The sequence below is a fragment of the Rhodoferax sp. ZS1R25 genome (assembly GCF_056521335.1).
The window spans coordinates 764,083-779,140 of the sequence record NZ_JBWMAZ010000002.1; the positions used below are offsets into that span (position 1 = coordinate 764,083).

The 15,058-nt window shown below is 62.5% G+C and carries 17 protein-coding genes; 6 read left to right on the forward strand and 11 right to left on the reverse strand.

The features are described 5' to 3' along the window. Nucleotides 1-63 precede the first annotated feature (63 nt). On the forward strand, nt 64-1,221 hold the full coding sequence (locus AC097R_RS14390) for an extracellular catalytic domain type 1 short-chain-length polyhydroxyalkanoate depolymerase (protein ID WP_479598821.1): 1,158 nt from the start codon (nt 64-66) through the stop codon (nt 1,219-1,221). A 31-nt stretch (nt 1,222-1,252) separates the two neighbouring features. Here the strand turns inward: AC097R_RS14390 and AC097R_RS14395 are convergent, their stop codons facing one another. Beyond that, nucleotides 1,253-1,687 carry a hypothetical protein gene (locus AC097R_RS14395; protein ID WP_479598822.1) on the reverse strand — a complete coding sequence of 145 codons (435 nt, stop codon included), beginning with the start codon at nt 1,685-1,687 and terminating at the stop codon, nt 1,253-1,255. A gap of 200 nt (nt 1,688-1,887) precedes the next feature. Here AC097R_RS14395 and AC097R_RS14400 point away from each other — a divergent pair, with 200 nt between their 5' ends. The 4 genes from AC097R_RS14400 to AC097R_RS14415 all read left to right on the forward strand — a co-directional run bounded on the left by AC097R_RS14400 (nt 1,888) and on the right by AC097R_RS14415 (nt 6,405). Then, nucleotides 1,888-2,397: a hemerythrin domain-containing protein gene (locus AC097R_RS14400; protein WP_479598823.1), complete on the forward strand. Its 510-nt coding sequence runs from the start codon at nt 1,888-1,890 to the stop codon at nt 2,395-2,397. A gap of 431 nt (nt 2,398-2,828) precedes the next feature. Beyond that, entirely contained in the window at nt 2,829-3,314 is a 486-nt protein-coding gene (locus AC097R_RS14405; protein WP_479598824.1) for a hypothetical protein, read from the forward strand. A gap of 23 nt (nt 3,315-3,337) precedes the next feature. Then, nucleotides 3,338-5,668, forward strand: coding sequence for a catalase (locus AC097R_RS14410; protein WP_479598825.1), 2,331 nt, complete (start codon nt 3,338-3,340; stop codon nt 5,666-5,668). 14 nt (nt 5,669-5,682) lie between these two features. Then, the gene (locus AC097R_RS14415) at nt 5,683-6,405 is read left to right on the forward strand and encodes an esterase/lipase family protein (protein WP_479598826.1); all 723 of its coding nucleotides are present in this window, start codon (nt 5,683-5,685) and stop codon (nt 6,403-6,405) included. 16 nt (nt 6,406-6,421) lie between these two features. Here the strand turns inward: AC097R_RS14415 and AC097R_RS14420 are convergent, their stop codons facing one another. From AC097R_RS14420 to hemN, 8 genes are all read right to left on the reverse strand, one after another. Further along, nucleotides 6,422-7,135, reverse strand: a complete 714-nt coding sequence (locus AC097R_RS14420; RefSeq protein WP_479598827.1) for a Crp/Fnr family transcriptional regulator — start codon at nt 7,133-7,135, stop codon at nt 6,422-6,424. Between the two features lie 92 nt (nt 7,136-7,227). Then, entirely contained in the window at nt 7,228-8,055 is an 828-nt protein-coding gene (locus AC097R_RS14425; protein WP_479598828.1) for a thioesterase family protein, read from the reverse strand. Nucleotides 8,056-8,125: 70 nt separating this feature from the next. Continuing rightward, nucleotides 8,126-8,452: a hypothetical protein gene (locus tag AC097R_RS14430; RefSeq protein WP_479598829.1), complete on the reverse strand. Its 327-nt coding sequence runs from the start codon at nt 8,450-8,452 to the stop codon at nt 8,126-8,128. A 27-nt stretch (nt 8,453-8,479) separates the two neighbouring features. Further along, complete coding sequence (locus tag AC097R_RS14435) at nt 8,480-9,370, reverse strand: DMT family transporter (RefSeq protein WP_479598830.1); 891 nt, start codon at nt 9,368-9,370, stop codon at nt 8,480-8,482. Then, nucleotides 9,357-10,352, reverse strand: coding sequence for a tRNA dihydrouridine(20/20a) synthase DusA (gene dusA / locus AC097R_RS14440; protein WP_479598831.1), 996 nt, complete (start codon nt 10,350-10,352; stop codon nt 9,357-9,359). Before dusA ends, AC097R_RS14435 begins: the two co-directional genes overlap by 14 nt. A 47-nt stretch (nt 10,353-10,399) precedes the next feature. Further along, on the reverse strand, nt 10,400-11,470 hold the full coding sequence (locus AC097R_RS14445) for a GGDEF domain-containing protein (protein ID WP_479598832.1): 1,071 nt from the start codon (nt 11,468-11,470) through the stop codon (nt 10,400-10,402). Between the two features lie 36 nt (nt 11,471-11,506). Beyond that, nucleotides 11,507-12,190: a sulfite exporter TauE/SafE family protein gene (locus AC097R_RS14450; RefSeq protein ID WP_479598833.1), complete on the reverse strand. Its 684-nt coding sequence runs from the start codon at nt 12,188-12,190 to the stop codon at nt 11,507-11,509. A 9-nt stretch (nt 12,191-12,199) separates the two neighbouring features. Beyond that, nucleotides 12,200-13,600, reverse strand: coding sequence for an oxygen-independent coproporphyrinogen III oxidase (gene hemN, locus AC097R_RS14455; protein ID WP_479598834.1), 1,401 nt, complete (start codon nt 13,598-13,600; stop codon nt 12,200-12,202). Between the two features lie 190 nt (nt 13,601-13,790). Here hemN and fnr point away from each other — a divergent pair, with 190 nt between their 5' ends. Next, the gene (gene fnr / locus AC097R_RS14460; RefSeq protein WP_479599555.1) at nt 13,791-14,510 is read left to right on the forward strand and encodes a fumarate/nitrate reduction transcriptional regulator Fnr; all 720 of its coding nucleotides are present in this window, start codon (nt 13,791-13,793) and stop codon (nt 14,508-14,510) included. Nucleotides 14,511-14,513: 3 nt separating this feature from the next. Here fnr and AC097R_RS14465 read toward each other — a convergent pair whose 3' ends face one another. Continuing rightward, nucleotides 14,514-14,747: a hypothetical protein gene (locus AC097R_RS14465; protein WP_479598835.1), complete on the reverse strand. Its 234-nt coding sequence runs from the start codon at nt 14,745-14,747 to the stop codon at nt 14,514-14,516. Between the two features lie 23 nt (nt 14,748-14,770). Then, nucleotides 14,771-15,052 (reverse strand): FixH family protein, encoded by a 282-nt coding sequence (locus AC097R_RS14470; RefSeq protein WP_479598836.1) that lies wholly within the window; start codon nt 15,050-15,052, stop codon nt 14,771-14,773. Nucleotides 15,053-15,058: the final 6 nt, after the last annotated feature.

The window sequence follows — 15,058 nt, forward strand, 5'->3', positions numbered from 1 at the left end:
GCGTTTAGCTCTCGAGCGCTCCATATGCTGCGGTGCAACAAGTACTTATGGAAGGCATACCCCATGCGCTCATTTACAGATTCACTGGCACAAGCCAAGGAACTGACCCTTCAAGGCCGACTCATGGAAGCCACCAGACTGATTCAAAGCGGGCTGGGGATAGAGACGCCCTCTGCGCCGGACCCAGCACAGTCCAGCGCTTATGCCGGAAACAACGCGGGCTTCGCCACGCAGGCAGCCCCGATGGCCCAACCCGTCCCCAATTGGCGCGCGCACAAAGCTGAGGCGGTGGATATTGAATTCCGGGAAGAACCTGACGTTGCTGCGCCCATCCGAGCCCCTACCGTAGACCCCGCAGCAACGGCCCCGGCATCCTTCACGCTGCACGCGTTCCAGGCTGGCGCCCAAAGTTACAACTACCGACTGTTCATTCCCAGCAGGACCAGCGTGGAGTCCCTGCTACCCGTCGTTGTCATGCTGCATGGCTGCAAGCAAAACGCCGACGATTTTGCCCGCGGCACCGCCATGAACGCCATTGCGGAGCGCGAGAAATTCATCGTGGTGTATCCGGAGCAGATTCGCCAAGCCAACAGCATGGGGTGTTGGAATTGGTTTGAACCGCAACACCAGCAGCGGGCCCAAGGCGAGCCCGCCATGATCGCCGCGCTGGTTACCAAGCTGGTGGCAGACCATGCGGGAGACTCGTCGCGCGTCTACATTGCCGGGCTGTCGGCAGGCGGGTCCATGGCCGCCCTGGTGGGGCAGCTCTATCCAGAGATCTTCGCCGCAGTGGGCGTGCATTCGGGTCTTGCGCCAGCCGCGGCCCATGATGTTGCCTCCGCATTTAGCGCCATGCGCAAGGGGCCGGGCTCTGGGCCCAAACGTCCCATTGCCTTGCCCACCATCGTGTTTCAGGGGTCAGGCGACAAAACTGTGGCGCCTGCCAACGCGCAGGCCATCGTCAGGGCCGAGCTGGATGCCTTTTCCGCACGGGGCACTGTTTTGCAAAAGAACACTGAAGGCACCAACCCCGGTGCTGGCCGCAAAGCCACCCGGGAACGCTGGACCGACGCCAACGGCAAATGCATGGTGGAGAGCTGGAATGTGACGGCCGCACCCCACGCCTGGGCGGGAGGAAACGCCAGCGGATCGTTCACAGACCCGCAGGGGCCCAGTGCGTCAGAGGCTATGTTCAGCTTCTTCCGGCTTCACTCCAAATAGGAGTCTCGCCCCATCGATGCAAGCAGCGGGGTCAGGGTTGGAGGCTTGCGATCAGGTACCGAAGGACCAGCCCCGCAGCGTGGCTGCCACTGCCAATTTCCAGCAGATCGCCTTCTTTGTCACGGTCCTCCATCTCACCATTGGCATTGAAGGAAAACTCCCCTAAGTGCTTGAACGGCTCCGCTGAATAATCGTTCTTCACGTAGGCGTTGACGTAGCCCCTGGTCGCACCCTGTGTGTCGAAGCGCGCTGAAAACACGAACTGCACGATGGGGCCATGGCGTAATCGCGCGCTGAACCGACCTGGCTCCAGGTCCAATTTCACTTCAATATCGCGAATCTCAAAAGCTTTGCCGGTCAACACCTCGTGCGCACGCACGGCAAACTCTTCGAACTCGCGGGACAACTTGTCCATTTGTCCACTTGCGCGAACTCCAGTGTTGATGAGTGCATCAAGATCTAGCATCGCTGTTCCTTTTTGAAGTTGCAGGCCGATCTCACGGTATCACACAGACTTGGTGAATGCCTAAAAAAGTGAAGCGCCAGCCGATGGCGTTTTACGCCCAGTAACAAGTCTATGACGTCATTGCACGCCTATGTAATGTTTCGCACAGTGCACGCCCCATGGCTGAACTATCTTGAAACCTGATCAACCAAGGAATCAACATGGCAACATCCAAAAGCGCTCCCACCCCCATCACCAAGGCCTCCAGCGCCGGGAAAGTAGCAAAAACACAGGACGCGATTGCAATCCTGCGCGCAGACCACAAGCTGGTCAGTGAACTGTTCTCCGAATACGAAAAAACCCATTCAACGTCGAAGAAGAAAGAACTGGTCACGCAAATTTGCACGGAACTCAGCGTGCATGCCCAGGTGGAGGAAGAAATTTTTTATCCCGCCGTGAAGGCGGCGTTGCGCGACAAAGAGCTGGTGCCAGAAGCAACCGTTGAACATGCATCGCTGAAAGACTTGATCTCCCAAGTCGAGGGACAAGAACCCGACGGTGAAATGTTCGATGCCAAGATCACAGTGCTGTCGGAATACGTCAAACACCACGTCAAGGAAGAACAGAACGAAATGTTCCCTAAGGCAAAAGACAGCGAGCTCGACATGGAAGATCTTGGCGCGCGCATTCTCGCGCGCAAGGAAGAGTTGAACCTACAAATGGCTGCGTAGAGTCGCGCGACCTCCCCAACATCAGCTTTGCAGATAACCATCTGCTCCAAAGATTGCAGACTTTCCCAGGTCCGCAATGCGCTCCGTTCAACACGTTGAGCGGCTTCACTCTCCCAAGGAAAACTCATATGTCCACAAGCAATGCAGGTAAAGGTTCGTCCAAGCAGCAATCGCCCGGTAGCACCCGGGGCGGCACACATGAACAGCAGCAAAGCCACAAGAACAGCTAAGTAGCTGCTCTATGAGCGTTCGCAAGGGCTTGCTTCGGCAAGCCCTTTTTTCTTTCCAAAGCTGCACTCTCTCAGTACGTTGCCCCACACACGCAGATACAACTTGAAGTACATCTGCACTCCGCCTGTGCGGTTTCGTACAGATGTTGGGGGCTCCAAAGTAGATGCTGAAGTCCTTTCAACCATCTCTAGGAGAACCCCATGAACGACAAACGCCAACCCTCTGAAGATTCCTCCAATCGCGACCCGATCACAGGTGAGCCCGGTGCACACCCTGTGGGAACCGGTGTGGGCGCCATCGTCGGTGGCGCCGCAGCAGGTGCTGCGGTAGGAAGTGTGGCGGGCCCGGTAGGAACCGTGATTGGCACCGCCGCGGGCGCTGTCGTCGGTGGCCTGGCGGGTAAAGCTGCTGCCGAGGAAATTGATCCCACCGTCGAAAGCGCGTACTGGCGTGAGAACTACGCCACCCGGCCTTATGTCGAAAAGGACGCCACATTCGATGACTACTCGCCCGCCTACGAATACGGCGTTGATTCGGCCGCCGAATTCGACGAGCAGAACTTCGATGACGTGGAGTTGGATTTGTCGGAGAACTGGGAATCGGTCCGTGGCGGGTCTTCCCTGAGCTGGGAGCGCGCACGCCACGCGACACGTGATGCGTGGAATCGCGTTCGCAATGCAGTGTGAAGCCAGGGAAGAGGGTCCACACCATGAACAGTAATTCGCCCGCAAAACCTGTCACGGAACAGGACCTCGCCGTCGCACAGGCCGACCAGACCGAGGCCCTGGCCGCAGGAATGCCCTTCAACGCCAACAAGGCGTTGGAGCACGGTGCCGCGCAGGGAGCTCATCCTCCCCCAGGCCAAACCGTCACACCGGAATCCAGACTGCCCACCGCCAGCACCTTGACTGAAGACCTGGGCACAGAAAAGACCGGCAGTTTTGCGTCACCTGGTCTCAACGCGACCATTGAAACCCTGGACCGTGTGCGGGTGGATTCCAGCGATCAGGTGCTGACCACCAACCAGGGCGTCCCCATCGCAGACAACCAGAGTTCCCTCAAGGCCGGAGTGCGTGGCCCGGTGCTGCTGGAAGATTTCATCTTGCGCGAGAAGATCACGCATTTTGACCATGAGCGCACCCCGGAACGCATCGTCCACGCACGGGGTTCCGCGGCACATGGCTATTTCGAGTGCTATGAGCCGCTGACCCAGTACACCAAGGCCGCGCCGTTTCAGTTCTCGGGCAAGGAAACGCCGGTGTTCGTGCGCTTCTCCACCGTGGCGGGCGAACGCGGCTCCAAAGACACCGCCCGCGATGTGCGAGGGTTTGCGGTCAAGTTCTACACAGACGAAGGCAATTGGGATCTGGTGGGCAACAACATGCCCGTGTTCTTCATTCAGGACGCTATCAAGTTTCCTGACCTGGTCCACGCGGTAAAGCCCGAACCGCACAATGCCATGCCCCAAGCAGCCAGTGCACACGACACCTTTTGGGACTTTGTATCGCTGATGCCGGAATCTACCCACATGCTGATGTGGGCCATGAGCGACCGCGCCATCCCGCGCAGCTACGCCACGATGGAAGGTTTCGGTGTCCATACCTTTCGCTTGGTAAACGCCGAGGGAAAGTCTGTATTCGTCAAATTCCATTGGAACCCGAAGTACGGAACCCATTCGCTGGTGTGGGATGAAGCGGTCAAGATTTCTGGTGCCGACCCGGACTACCACCGCCGCGACTTGTGGGAGCGCATTGAGGCTGGCGTATTCCCCGAATGGGAGCTGGGCCTGCAGATGTTCACCGAAGAGCAGGCCGAGGCATTCAGCTTCGACATCCTGGACGCCACCAAGCTGATCCCTGAGGAGCTGGTGCCCATCACCCCGGTGGGCCGCATGGTGCTGAACCGAAACCCTGACAACTTCTTCGCGGAGACCGAGCAGGTGGCCTTTTGTGCCGCACACGTGGTACCCGGCATCGATTTCAGCAACGACCCGCTGCTGGCCGGGCGTATCCATTCGTATGTGGACACGCAAATCAGTCGGCTCGGCGGGCCCAACTTTCATGAGATCCCCATCAACGCCCCGGTGGCCCAGGTGCATAACAACCAGCGCGATGGCATGCACCGCCAAGCCATTGCACGGGGCCGGGTGTCGTACGAACCCAATTCACTGGCCGGGGGCTGCCCTTTTCAGGCGGGCGCTGGCCAAGGGTTTGTGACCATTCCGCAACGCCTGGCCGCCAAAGAAGAACACTCCAAAGTCCGGAGCAAGCCCGAGAAGTTCGCCGACCACTACACGCAAGCCACGCTGTTCTACGACAGCCAAACGCCCGTGGAACAGGCACACATTGCAGCGGCCTTCCGGTTTGAGTTGAGCAAGGTGACCATCCCGGCCATCCGGGAACGCATGGTGGCGTCGTTGCGCAACGCATCTGAAGCGCTGGCCGCCACGGTCGCAGAAGGGCTGGGCATGGACACCCTGCCCGACCCCATGCCACGTGCGCTGGCAAAGCCACCGAAACCCGAGCTCACCAAGTCCGAACGCCTCTCGCTGACAGCGCGGCCGGGCGATGGAAGCATCAAGGCACGCAAGGTGGCGATATTGGTCGCCCACGGGGTGGTGGGACGAAGCGCTTTGGAGTTGCACCACGCCTTGTTGGCAGAAGGCGCCGTTCCCCGCTTTGTCGCACCACGCATCGGCACCATCCAAACCACCGACAACAGCACCATCCAGGCGGCTGCATCCCTGGAGAACGAACCGGGGTTCCTCTTCGATGCGCTGGCCCTGGCGGACGGCGAAGCCGCCGTAGCCGAACTGGAAAAAGACGGCCACACGATGGAGTTCATCAAGGATCAGTTTCGCCACTGCAAGACCATCCTGGCCGTGGGCGCGTCCCGAAGCCTGCTGGCCGCCGCGGGCGTTCCCCTCGATTCACCGGGTGTCCTTGCTGGCGCCGCTTCTTCAGCGACCACCAAAGCCTTTGTTGCCGGAATCGCACGCCATCGCCATCCCGAGCGAGAGACGGACCCGCCCTTCATCTAAGCACCCGGAACCTCATGAAACACCCTGCTACCCATTCCGTTCACAGCCCGCCACTTGCACTGTTGGGCGCAGAGCCGTTCCGCGCGGCGATGGAATTTGCCCTGCACAAACTTGGCAAGTCAGACGCGGGGAGTCCCGGCGACGGGCATCCGGTCGTGATTTTTCCGGGTTTGGGCGCGGACGGAAGATCCGTCGCCCCATTGCGCGCACACTGCCGCGCACTGGGCTACGACGCATTCGACTGGGGCCAAGGGTTCAACACCGGCCCCAAGGGTGATCTTGACGCCTGGCTGCACACGTTGAAGTCGCAGGTCGCGGATTTGCTGGCAGGCCATACCCAACAAGCCACACTCATCGGCTGGAGCTTGGGCGGTCTGTATGCACGTGAAATCGGCAAGCTGATGGCGCCGCGCGTGCGGCAGGTGATCACCCTGGGCACCCCGTTCAATGCGAAGGCCGACCACACCCATGTGGGCTGGCTCTACCGTTTGCTCAGCGGCAGCCCTGCGGCGATCGATACGGCCTTGAGTCACCGCCTGCGCACCCCGCCCCCCATGCGCACCACCGCGATCTACAGCCGGTCCGACGGTGTGGTGGCCTGGCAAACCTGCCGCCACGGCAAGCGCACCAGCCTCGTCCATGACATCGAAGTAGACAGCAGCCATATTGGCATGGGTTGGAACCGGAATGTGCTGGCGGCGGTTGCAGACCGCCTCTGTCAGCCACCAGGGCCGTGATCCAACAGAACAGGGCTCAGGGCAGCAAGCGCTCGTATTCGAGCTTGACGGTCGCGTAGCACTCACAGGCACGCGTCTCCAATTTCTCGCGCTTCAGCACCGTCACGTGGCCACGCGTGTAGCTGATGAGACCGTCTCTTTGCAGGTTGCCAGCCACCAAAGAGATGCTTTCGCGGCGGGTACCCAGCAGGCTGGCGATCAGCTCATGGGTGACCACCAGATTGTTCTCATGCAGACGGTCAATGCTCATGAGCAACCACCGGCAGAGTTGCTGGTCCAGCGTGTGGTGTTGGTTGCACACGGCGGTTTGCGAGGTTTGGCAGATCAGCGCCTGCGTGTACAACAACGACAAATGCTGCAACTGCCCGCCCAACGCAAATTCGCGCTTCATGGTTTGGCGATCTAGCCGGTAGGCGTGGCCCGCGCTTTGCACCTTGGTATTGCTCGGCATGCTTTCGCCCCCCATGAAAATGGAGATGCCCACCATGCCTTCGTTGCCCACCAACGCGATCTCGCTGGACGAGCCGTCCTCCAGGGCGTAAATCAGCGACACGATGCCATCGGTGGGAAAGTGCAGGAAGTTCACATGGTCGCCCGACTCCGACATGGTCCACCCCAGCGGCATCGGCACCAGCTTCAGGTCTGGCAGCAAGCGGGCGAAGTCGGCCTGCGGCAGGGCCGCGAGTATGCGGTTGTGCTTAGGGTCCGGCACTAAAGAACGTGTGGTCATGATTGGGCGGCGTAAAGCCCGACAGTGACGAAGAACGCGCTTGCGGTATGTACGCCGGGTCACATAGTGCCCCCGCCACCCATCGCGCGCCCCTACTCCCGCTTGCGCACAAACAAGCTCTGCGTCGCCCGCCCGATCAGCCCCAGCTCGTCGTACAGCGCCGACTCGGCCAGGCCGCCGCCGTGGTTGGACAAATGGGTGCGGGCGTCCAGGCAGATCCACTCGCCCACGGGGCGGCGCAGGAGGTTGATGGTCAGGTCGGAGTTGACGAAGACATGGGTGGACAGATCGAGAATGGCGCTGATGCCGTTGCCCGAATCGGCCGCCACCGCCACGCGCTGGTACGGGCTAGGCTTTTGCCCCTGCACCAGCGGGTAGCTCAGGCGGAACCACACGGCACTGGGGCCTGCAAACATGCGGCCGGCCGCAATACGGCTCTCCACCAGATCCGGGTACCCCACTTCGCCCTGTGCAAACGGGAAGCGTTGCACTGGCGAATCTGCCGGCGTCTTGGGGGCCTTGGGCAGGGGATGGCCGGGCAGGCCTTGGGGGATGTCCACCGCGTCCTCGCGCTGGAACAAGGCGGTCGCGCGGATCAGTTCCTTGCCATCGGCCAGCGCCACCGCGGAGAAGTGCCCGGCGTTGCGGCCCACATAGTCTTCCTGCACGCGCACCTCAATGTCGGCAATCGGCACCGGGCGCAGCAGATTGGCTGTCAGCCGCGCCATGTGCAGCAGCCCGCGCGCCTGAGCCGCCGCTTCCAGCGCGTGGCTCACCAATGCAATAGGGGGGCCCGCATGTTGCTGCTGCGGATGCCAGGGCCCGCGCGTGAGCTGGCTGGCACGGAACACATGCGCGTCCAGTGGCGAAAAGGCGGCGGCAGGCGCACGCGCCGGCGTGGGTTCAACCGTATTTGGCATGTCAGTTACTCCTCTTTTGATAGCTGCTAGCGCATATTCCACGGGGGCTAGCGGCCTATTTTGTCTAAAACTACGCCTGCCACACCCCAAACCCCGCTGCGCGCAGGCTGATGCCCAGCTCCACCTCCATGTCACGCGCGGCCTCGTACTGCATGGGGTTATAGGCCTCGTACAGGTCAGGCAGCAGGCGCAGGCCAAATTTCAGCACATAGCTGTTCGACTGGATGCCGGCCTTGTGCTTGTCAAAGCGGATGTCTGGGTCCAGTCCGGTCATGCCCACGTAGACACAGGGCTTGCCGGTGAGGTAGCCGGGGTTGGCCCGCATGAACTTGGCAAGCTCCAACACTTTGCGGGACAACTCCACCACATAGACATGGTGATGCGCGCGCTTGGCCATAGCTGTCTCCTGCGCGTCTGGCGCGTGCTAGCGCCGCGACACCCCGTAGACACCGGGCAAAATCAGCGCGGCACCCACCAGGTGGTGCACCCCCAGCGGCTCGCCCAACACGCCCCAGGCAGCCACCGCGGCGTACAGCGGCCCCAGGTACAGCGTGACCGCCACGCGGCTGGCGCCCAGCACCTTTTGCGCGGCACCGTAAATCCAGTACGCGGCCAGCCCTGGGGCCAGCGCCGCAGCCAGAACCAGCCAGGTGGCCGCCCAGGACCAAGCCGGTGTCTCGGGCAACCCGGCCTCCCACACCGCACAGGGAATCAGCACCAGCACGCCGCCCGCGCAAATGGCCGCCAGCCGCGCGGTAGGCCCCAGCGGGCTGGGCCACAGCTTTTGCAGCAGCGCATAGGCCGCCCAAGCCACCATGGCCACCACGATCCACGCGTCGCCCACCACCCACTGCACCTGGCCCAGCGCCAGCCACTGGCCCTTGACCACCACGTGCACCACGCCGGCCAGCGCCACCACCACGCCCAGCACCTGCTGCGCGCGAAAGCGCTCGCCCAGCCACAGCACCGCGCCCACAGCAATCAGCACGGGCGATGCGGCGTAAATGAGGGAAATGTTCATGGCGCCCGTAGTGCGTGCGCCCAGGTAAACCCAGGCGCCGCACACCAGCATGCCGCAAAAGCCCAGCACCACGTACTGGTGCCACACGGCCAGAATGGCACGGCGTTGTGCCCACAGCTCCCGGCGCGCCACCGCCCCCAGCAGCACGCCAGCGACTGCCCAACGGCCCAGGGCCAGTGCATACGGCGCAATGGTGCCCGGTGCCCAACGCGCGACGATGAAGTTCACCGCCCACAGCGCCGGAATCAGCCACAGGCCCAGCAGGGCCCAGCGCTCCTGCTCAGGCCGCGACAAGCGCTTGGCCCCGGGCAATCGCCATCACGTCACGGGCCGGCAGGGTCTTGTAACGGTGGTCGCTCCACACCTGGCGCCACTTGCGCGCCCCCGGCAAGCCGTGGCGCAGGCCCAGCATGTGGCGGGCAATGCTGTACCACGAGGTGCCGTGTGCAGCCGCTTCGCGCTCCATGTACTCCACCATGGCCAATTCAATGCCATCCCGCGTCAGCTCTGCGCTAGCTGCTCCGAAAAACGTAGCATCCCACTCGGCCAGCCACCACGGGTTGTGGTAGGCCTCGCGGCCCAGCATCACGCCGTCTACGTGCTCCAGCTGCTCGGCTAGCTGGGCGCTGGTGGTCAGGCCGCCATTGATGGCGATGGTGAGGTGGGGAAAGTCTTGTTTGAGCTGGTGCACCAGCTCGTAGCGCAGTGGCGGTATCTCTCGGTTCTCCTTCGGAGAGAGTCCCTTGAGCCAGGCGTTGCGTGCGTGGGCAATGAACACGGTGCAGCCCGCGTCGGCCACCGTGCCCACAAAGTCGCGCACAAAGCCGTAGCCCTCTTCCTTGTCAATGCCAATGCGGTGCTTCACCGTCACGGGAATGTCCACCACGTCCACCATGGCCTTCACGCAATCGGCCACCAGCGAGGCCTCGTTCATCAGGCAGGCGCCAAAAGCCCCGCGCTGCACGCGCTCGGATGGGCAGCCACAGTTGATGTTGATCTCGTCATAGCCCCAGTCTTGCCCCAGCCGGGCGCACTGCGCCAGGTCGGCCGGCTCACTGCCGCCCAGTTGCAGGGCCACGGGGTGTTCCTCGGCATTGAAGCGCAGGTGACGCGGCACATCGCCATGGATCAGCGCGCCCGTGGTCACCATCTCGGTGTAAAGCAGCGCGTGGCGGCTTAGCAGGCGGTGGAAGTAGCGGCAATGGCGGTCGGTCCAATCCATCATGGGCGCCACAGACAGGCGCCAGGGATTGGGGGCAGCAGGAGAAACAGACATGGGCTGGATTATCCCAGCCCGGCCCCTCCCCTGCGGCGCGCAAGCCTTTAAAGCGAGGTCTGCACCCGGTTGCGGCCGTTTTGCTTGGCTTGGTAGAGCAGCTGGTCGGCCCGCTCCACCAGCACCACGGGCGAGGTGTTGGGGTCGGCCATCGCGCCACCCACGCTGACGGTGAGCGGGCGGTGCAAACCGGTCAGTGCCTGCACCGCCAGGCGAATGCGCTCGGCCACGGCACGCATGTCGGCAATCTGGGTGTCGGGCAGCACCACGCCAAACTCTTCACCACCGTAACGGGCCACATGGTCATAGGCGCGGGCCTGCGACTTGATCGCCGTGGCCACCGCCTGCAGGGCTACGTCACCGGCCTGGTGGCCGTATTGGTCGTTGTAAGCCTTGAAGTGGTCCACATCCACCATCAGCAGTCCCAGGCCCGAACGGGCACGCAGAGCGCGTGCGTACTCGTTGGCCAAAATGCGGTCGAACGCACGGCGGTTCTTCAGGTTGGTCAGTGCGTCGGTCAGGGTTTGCTTGGTCAGCTCGTGGTTTTCTTCCTCCAGCTGCTTCTCATGCTCTTCCAGCTCGTGCTGGCGTGCCAGCTGAGCGCGGGTCAGCATCTCCAGCTCGGCATTGGCGCGGCGCAGGGCCAGCAGCTGCACCACCTGGCGCGACAGCGCCTTGAGCGCGTTAGCCTGCGCCTCGGTCAGCTTGCGCGGCACGCGGTCGATCACGCACACCGTACCCAGAGCAGAACCCGAGGCCGTGACCAGCGGCGCACCCGCATAAAAGCGAATTTCCGGGCCACCGGTCACCAAGGGGTTGTCCACAAAGCGCGGGTCCTTCAGCGCGTCTGGCACTTCCATCAGTTGGCCAGGGTCGGTGATGGCGTGGGCACAAAAGGCAACACCGCGCGGTGTTTCCATGTCGTTGATACCGACACGGGCCTTGAACCACTGGCGGTCTTCGTCAATCAGGGAGATCAGCGCAATCGGGGTGTCGCAGATGAAAGCGGCCAGGCTGACGACATCGTCATAGGCCTGTTCGGCAGGCGTATCCAGGATCCCCAAGCCATGCAGCTCCAACAGCCGCAAGGTCTCTGTCACGTGGGCAGCACTGTCCATATCAGGCACCGTCCTTCGGTAGTGAGAGGCGCACAACTAAATCGTCACGCACCATGGAGCCTGATTGTGCACCAGTCCCATCCACAAAGCCCATGCCGAACTGGCCGCCAAAGCAGCCCCGGCCAGGCGCACGCCCCACTGCCCGTCCCCCAGCTGTCCGCCCCGCAAACGCAACCACAGCCAAGGCCCCAGCAGCATGGTCACCGAGGTACCCAGCGCAAACAACGCCATCACACCGGCGCCGGCCAGCACATCGCCCGCCAATGCGGCGACCAACAAGGCGGAATACAGCAGGCCACAGGGCAACAAGGCCCACGCCACGCCCAGAAACAGGGGGGCACCGCGGCCCCAGCGCAGGCCCAGGCTGCGGGTATGCCGCCACACTGCGCTGGCACCGGCCTGCAGCCACAGCGGCTGGCGCGCCTGCCAGAGTAGCAACAAGCCCAGCACCAGCGCCGCCACATGCACCATGGACCACACGGGGCGCAGCGCCGCACTCTGCACCGCCAGCCAGCCCAGCCCCTGCATGGACGCCGCGGCCAGCGCACCCAATGCGGCATAGCCCAGCACACGACCGACTTGAAAGCTGAGCAGCGCAGAGGTTTGGCGCGGGCCCGCCGCCTGCCCGATGCCTGCGCAGGCAGCACCACACATGGCCACGCAGTGGGGACCGCCCACCAGGCCCATCATCAGGGCGGTGAGCGCCAGAGAAGCTTGCATCGGGCGATGCTAAATGATCTTGGAAAACCGGGCGCGGGTGCGGTCGGTCTGCAGGTACTTGTCAAACACCATGGCCACGGCACGCACAAAAAACCAGCCTTGTGGGGTGACCTGGATACCGGCGTCATCCACCGTCACCAGTCCCTGTTCCACCAGCGCCTCCAGGGCCTTCATTTCCGCCGCAAAGTAGCTTTTGAACTCCACCAGATAGGCCAGGTTGATGGACTCGAACTGCAGCTGGCCCTGGCACATCAGCGCCATGATGACGGCGCGGCGTACCAGGTCATCGCGTGTAACGGCCAGGCCGCGCACCACGGGGAATCGGCCCTGGTCGAGGTAGTCGTAGTACTCGTCCAGCGTCTTGGCGTTTTGGCTGTAGGTGGCGCCAATGCGGCCAATGGCCGACACCCCCAGCGCGATCAGGTCGCAGTCGGGCTGGGTGCTGTAGCCCTGAAAGTTGCGGTGCAGCCGCCCCTGCCGCTTGGCCACGGCCAGGGCGTCGCCGGGTAGCGCAAAGTGGTCCATGCCCACATACACATAGCCCGCCCCCATGAAGGCCGCCAGCGAGCGCGACAGCATGGACACCTTGGACGCTGCACTGGGCAAGGCCACGGTGGCAATGCGCCGCTGCGGCTTGAAGCGCTCGGGCAAGTGTGCATAGGCATACAGCGCAATGCGGTCAGGTCGCAGCTGGTTCACCTGGGCCAGCGTGCGGTCAAACGACTCGGGGCTTTGCTGCGGCAGGCCGTAGATCAGATCGACATTGATGGACTCAAACCCTCGGGCTCGCGCGGCTTCCACCAGCGCAAACACCTGCTCGGCCGGTTGCACGCGGTGCACCGCCTTTTGCACGGCGGGGTCAAAGTCCTGCACACCAAAGCTCAGGCGGTTGAAGCCCAGCTCGGCCAGGGTGTCCAGGCGCTGCACATCGATGGTGCGGGGGTCCACCTCGATGGAATATTCGCCGCCGGGTACCAGGTTGAAATTGCGCCGCAACATGCCCATCAGTTCACGCAGTTCTGCGTCATTCAAAAATGTGGGGCTGCCACCGCCCAAATGCAGCTGGCTAACCGACTGCCCCCGCCCGATCAGCGCGGTATGCAGGTCCACCTCGCGGCTCAGGTAGCGCAGGTAGGGCGCGGCGCGGTCATGGTGTTTGGTGATGATCTTGTTGCAGGCGCAGTAGTAGCACAGCGACTCGCAGAACGGAATATGCACATACAAGGACAACGGCAGCGCCAGCGCGGCGGCGCCGCTGCGGCGTTGCGACAGCGCCTGGGCGTAGTCGTCGGCGGTAAACGCCTCGACAAAACGGTCTGCCGTGGGGTACGAGGTGTAACGCGGCCCGGACACGTCAAAGCGGGTCAACAATCCTTCAGATACAGAGGTGGGTTCGGCGACAGCGTTCATGAATGCTCCAGGCTACCGCACAGACTGTGACGGAAGACTCTCGCAAACTCCTTGACCTACATCAAGGAGCCGGCGCATGACCAGGAACATAATTGATCTGCATCAGGGGAACCACATGTTTGAGCCAACCGCAACCACCACTAAAGCAATCGAGGCGCACGCCACTATTGCCATTGCGCCCGCAATGCCCCTGACACCCCAAGCCATCAAGGTCGCCTGCTCCAACTGCAACCTGCGTGAACTGTGCATGCCCCTGGGCCTCAGCCCCAGCGAGCTGGACAAGATTGACGATGTGGTGGCCAGCCGCCGCAAGGTCAAGCGCGGGGACACCCTGTTTCGCAGCGGCGAACGCTTCACCAGCCTGTATGCCATCCGCACCGGTTTCTTCAAAACCTGCGTCGCTTCGGAAGACGGCCGTGACCAAGTCACGGGCTTCCAAATGGCCGGCGAGGTCATTGGGCTGGATGGCATCGTCAACGACCACCACACCTGCGATGCCGTGGCGCTGGAAGATGCCGAGGTCTGCGTCATGCCGTTTGACCGCATTGAAGAACTCTCCCGCGAAGTGAATGCGCTGCAGCGCCATGTGCACAAGATCATGAGCCGCGAGATCGTGCGCGAGAACGGGGTCATGTTGCTGCTGGGCAGCATGCGCGCCGAGGAGCGTTTGGCCGCGTTTTTGCTGAATCTGGTGCAGCGCCTGCACGCACGGGGCTTTTCGCAGTCAGAACTGGTGTTGCGCATGACGCGCGAAGAAATCGGCAGCTACCTGGGCCTGAAGCTGGAGACCGTGAGCCGCACGTTCTCCAAATTTGTAGACGACGGCATTGTGGAAGTGAAGCAGCGCCATGTGCGCATCGTCAACACCGATGCGCTCAAAGACATCGTGAACCCCAAGGTCTGCGGCTGAGCTTTATTCGTTGACCTCGGCGGCACTCAAGCCCAACAGTGCCGTGAGGCTGCTGGACACGGCGGTCACGGCCCAAAACACAAAGAACGACAGGGTATAGACCCCCTTGCGGGGCAGCTCTAGCGGCAGCCCCAACCACTGCAGGTCCTGCGGGTCCACCAGTGCAAACACCACAAGCTCCAGCACACAGGCCATCAAGAAGGCCGGCCACACGATGGCCATCCATTTGCCGCGCATAAGACTCCTTTGACGCAAACCGCTCAGGGTGCTTTGGGCACGGGCGCGGACTCAACCACACCGGTTGCCGCATGGTTGCGGGCCTGCATGGCAGGCGCCAGGCTCTGCGGTGCATCCGCCAGCGTGCGGTTGATCTCCACGCCGTTTTGGTAGTAGTTTTCATCCACCAGTGGGTCGGACCCTACGGCGGCGAGGTAGAAGGTGAAGAAGCTGGCGATGACCACGGTCAGCGGCCCCGAGACCACCAGCCATACGTGGCCAAATTGCCACCAGGGGCGTGGATCTACGGCTGTGGAATCGGACATAAAAAT

Excerpts from the sequence above, each read along its gene's own strand:
- AC097R_RS14430 (WP_479598829.1), bottom strand. The coding sequence starts at position 8,452 with ATGGCCAAGCGCGCGCATCACCATGTCTATGTGGTGGAGTTGTCCCGC.
- AC097R_RS14450 (WP_479598833.1), bottom strand. The coding sequence starts at position 12,190 with ATGCAAGCTTCTCTGGCGCTCACCGCCCTGATGATGGGCCTGGTGGGC.
- AC097R_RS14405 (WP_479598824.1), top strand. The coding sequence starts at position 2,829 with ATGAACGACAAACGCCAACCCTCTGAAGATTCCTCCAATCGCGACCCG.
- AC097R_RS14470 (WP_479598836.1), bottom strand. The coding sequence starts at position 15,052 with ATGTCCGATTCCACAGCCGTAGATCCACGCCCCTGGTGGCAATTTGGC.
- AC097R_RS14425 (WP_479598828.1), bottom strand. The coding sequence starts at position 8,055 with ATGCCAAATACGGTTGAACCCACGCCGGCGCGTGCGCCTGCCGCCGCC.
- AC097R_RS14445 (WP_479598832.1), bottom strand. The coding sequence starts at position 11,470 with ATGGACAGTGCTGCCCACGTGACAGAGACCTTGCGGCTGTTGGAGCTG.
- AC097R_RS14400 (WP_479598823.1), top strand. The coding sequence starts at position 1,888 with ATGGCAACATCCAAAAGCGCTCCCACCCCCATCACCAAGGCCTCCAGC.
- AC097R_RS14415 (WP_479598826.1), top strand. The coding sequence starts at position 5,683 with ATGAAACACCCTGCTACCCATTCCGTTCACAGCCCGCCACTTGCACTG.
- AC097R_RS14395 (WP_479598822.1), bottom strand. The coding sequence starts at position 1,687 with ATGCTAGATCTTGATGCACTCATCAACACTGGAGTTCGCGCAAGTGGA.
- AC097R_RS14420 (WP_479598827.1), bottom strand. The coding sequence starts at position 7,135 with ATGACCACACGTTCTTTAGTGCCGGACCCTAAGCACAACCGCATACTC.
- AC097R_RS14390 (WP_479598821.1), top strand. The coding sequence starts at position 64 with ATGCGCTCATTTACAGATTCACTGGCACAAGCCAAGGAACTGACCCTT.
- dusA (WP_479598831.1), bottom strand. The coding sequence starts at position 10,352 with ATGTCTGTTTCTCCTGCTGCCCCCAATCCCTGGCGCCTGTCTGTGGCG.
- hemN (WP_479598834.1), bottom strand. The coding sequence starts at position 13,600 with ATGAACGCTGTCGCCGAACCCACCTCTGTATCTGAAGGATTGTTGACC.
- AC097R_RS14410 (WP_479598825.1), top strand. The coding sequence starts at position 3,338 with ATGAACAGTAATTCGCCCGCAAAACCTGTCACGGAACAGGACCTCGCC.
- AC097R_RS14465 (WP_479598835.1), bottom strand. The coding sequence starts at position 14,747 with ATGCGCGGCAAATGGATGGCCATCGTGTGGCCGGCCTTCTTGATGGCC.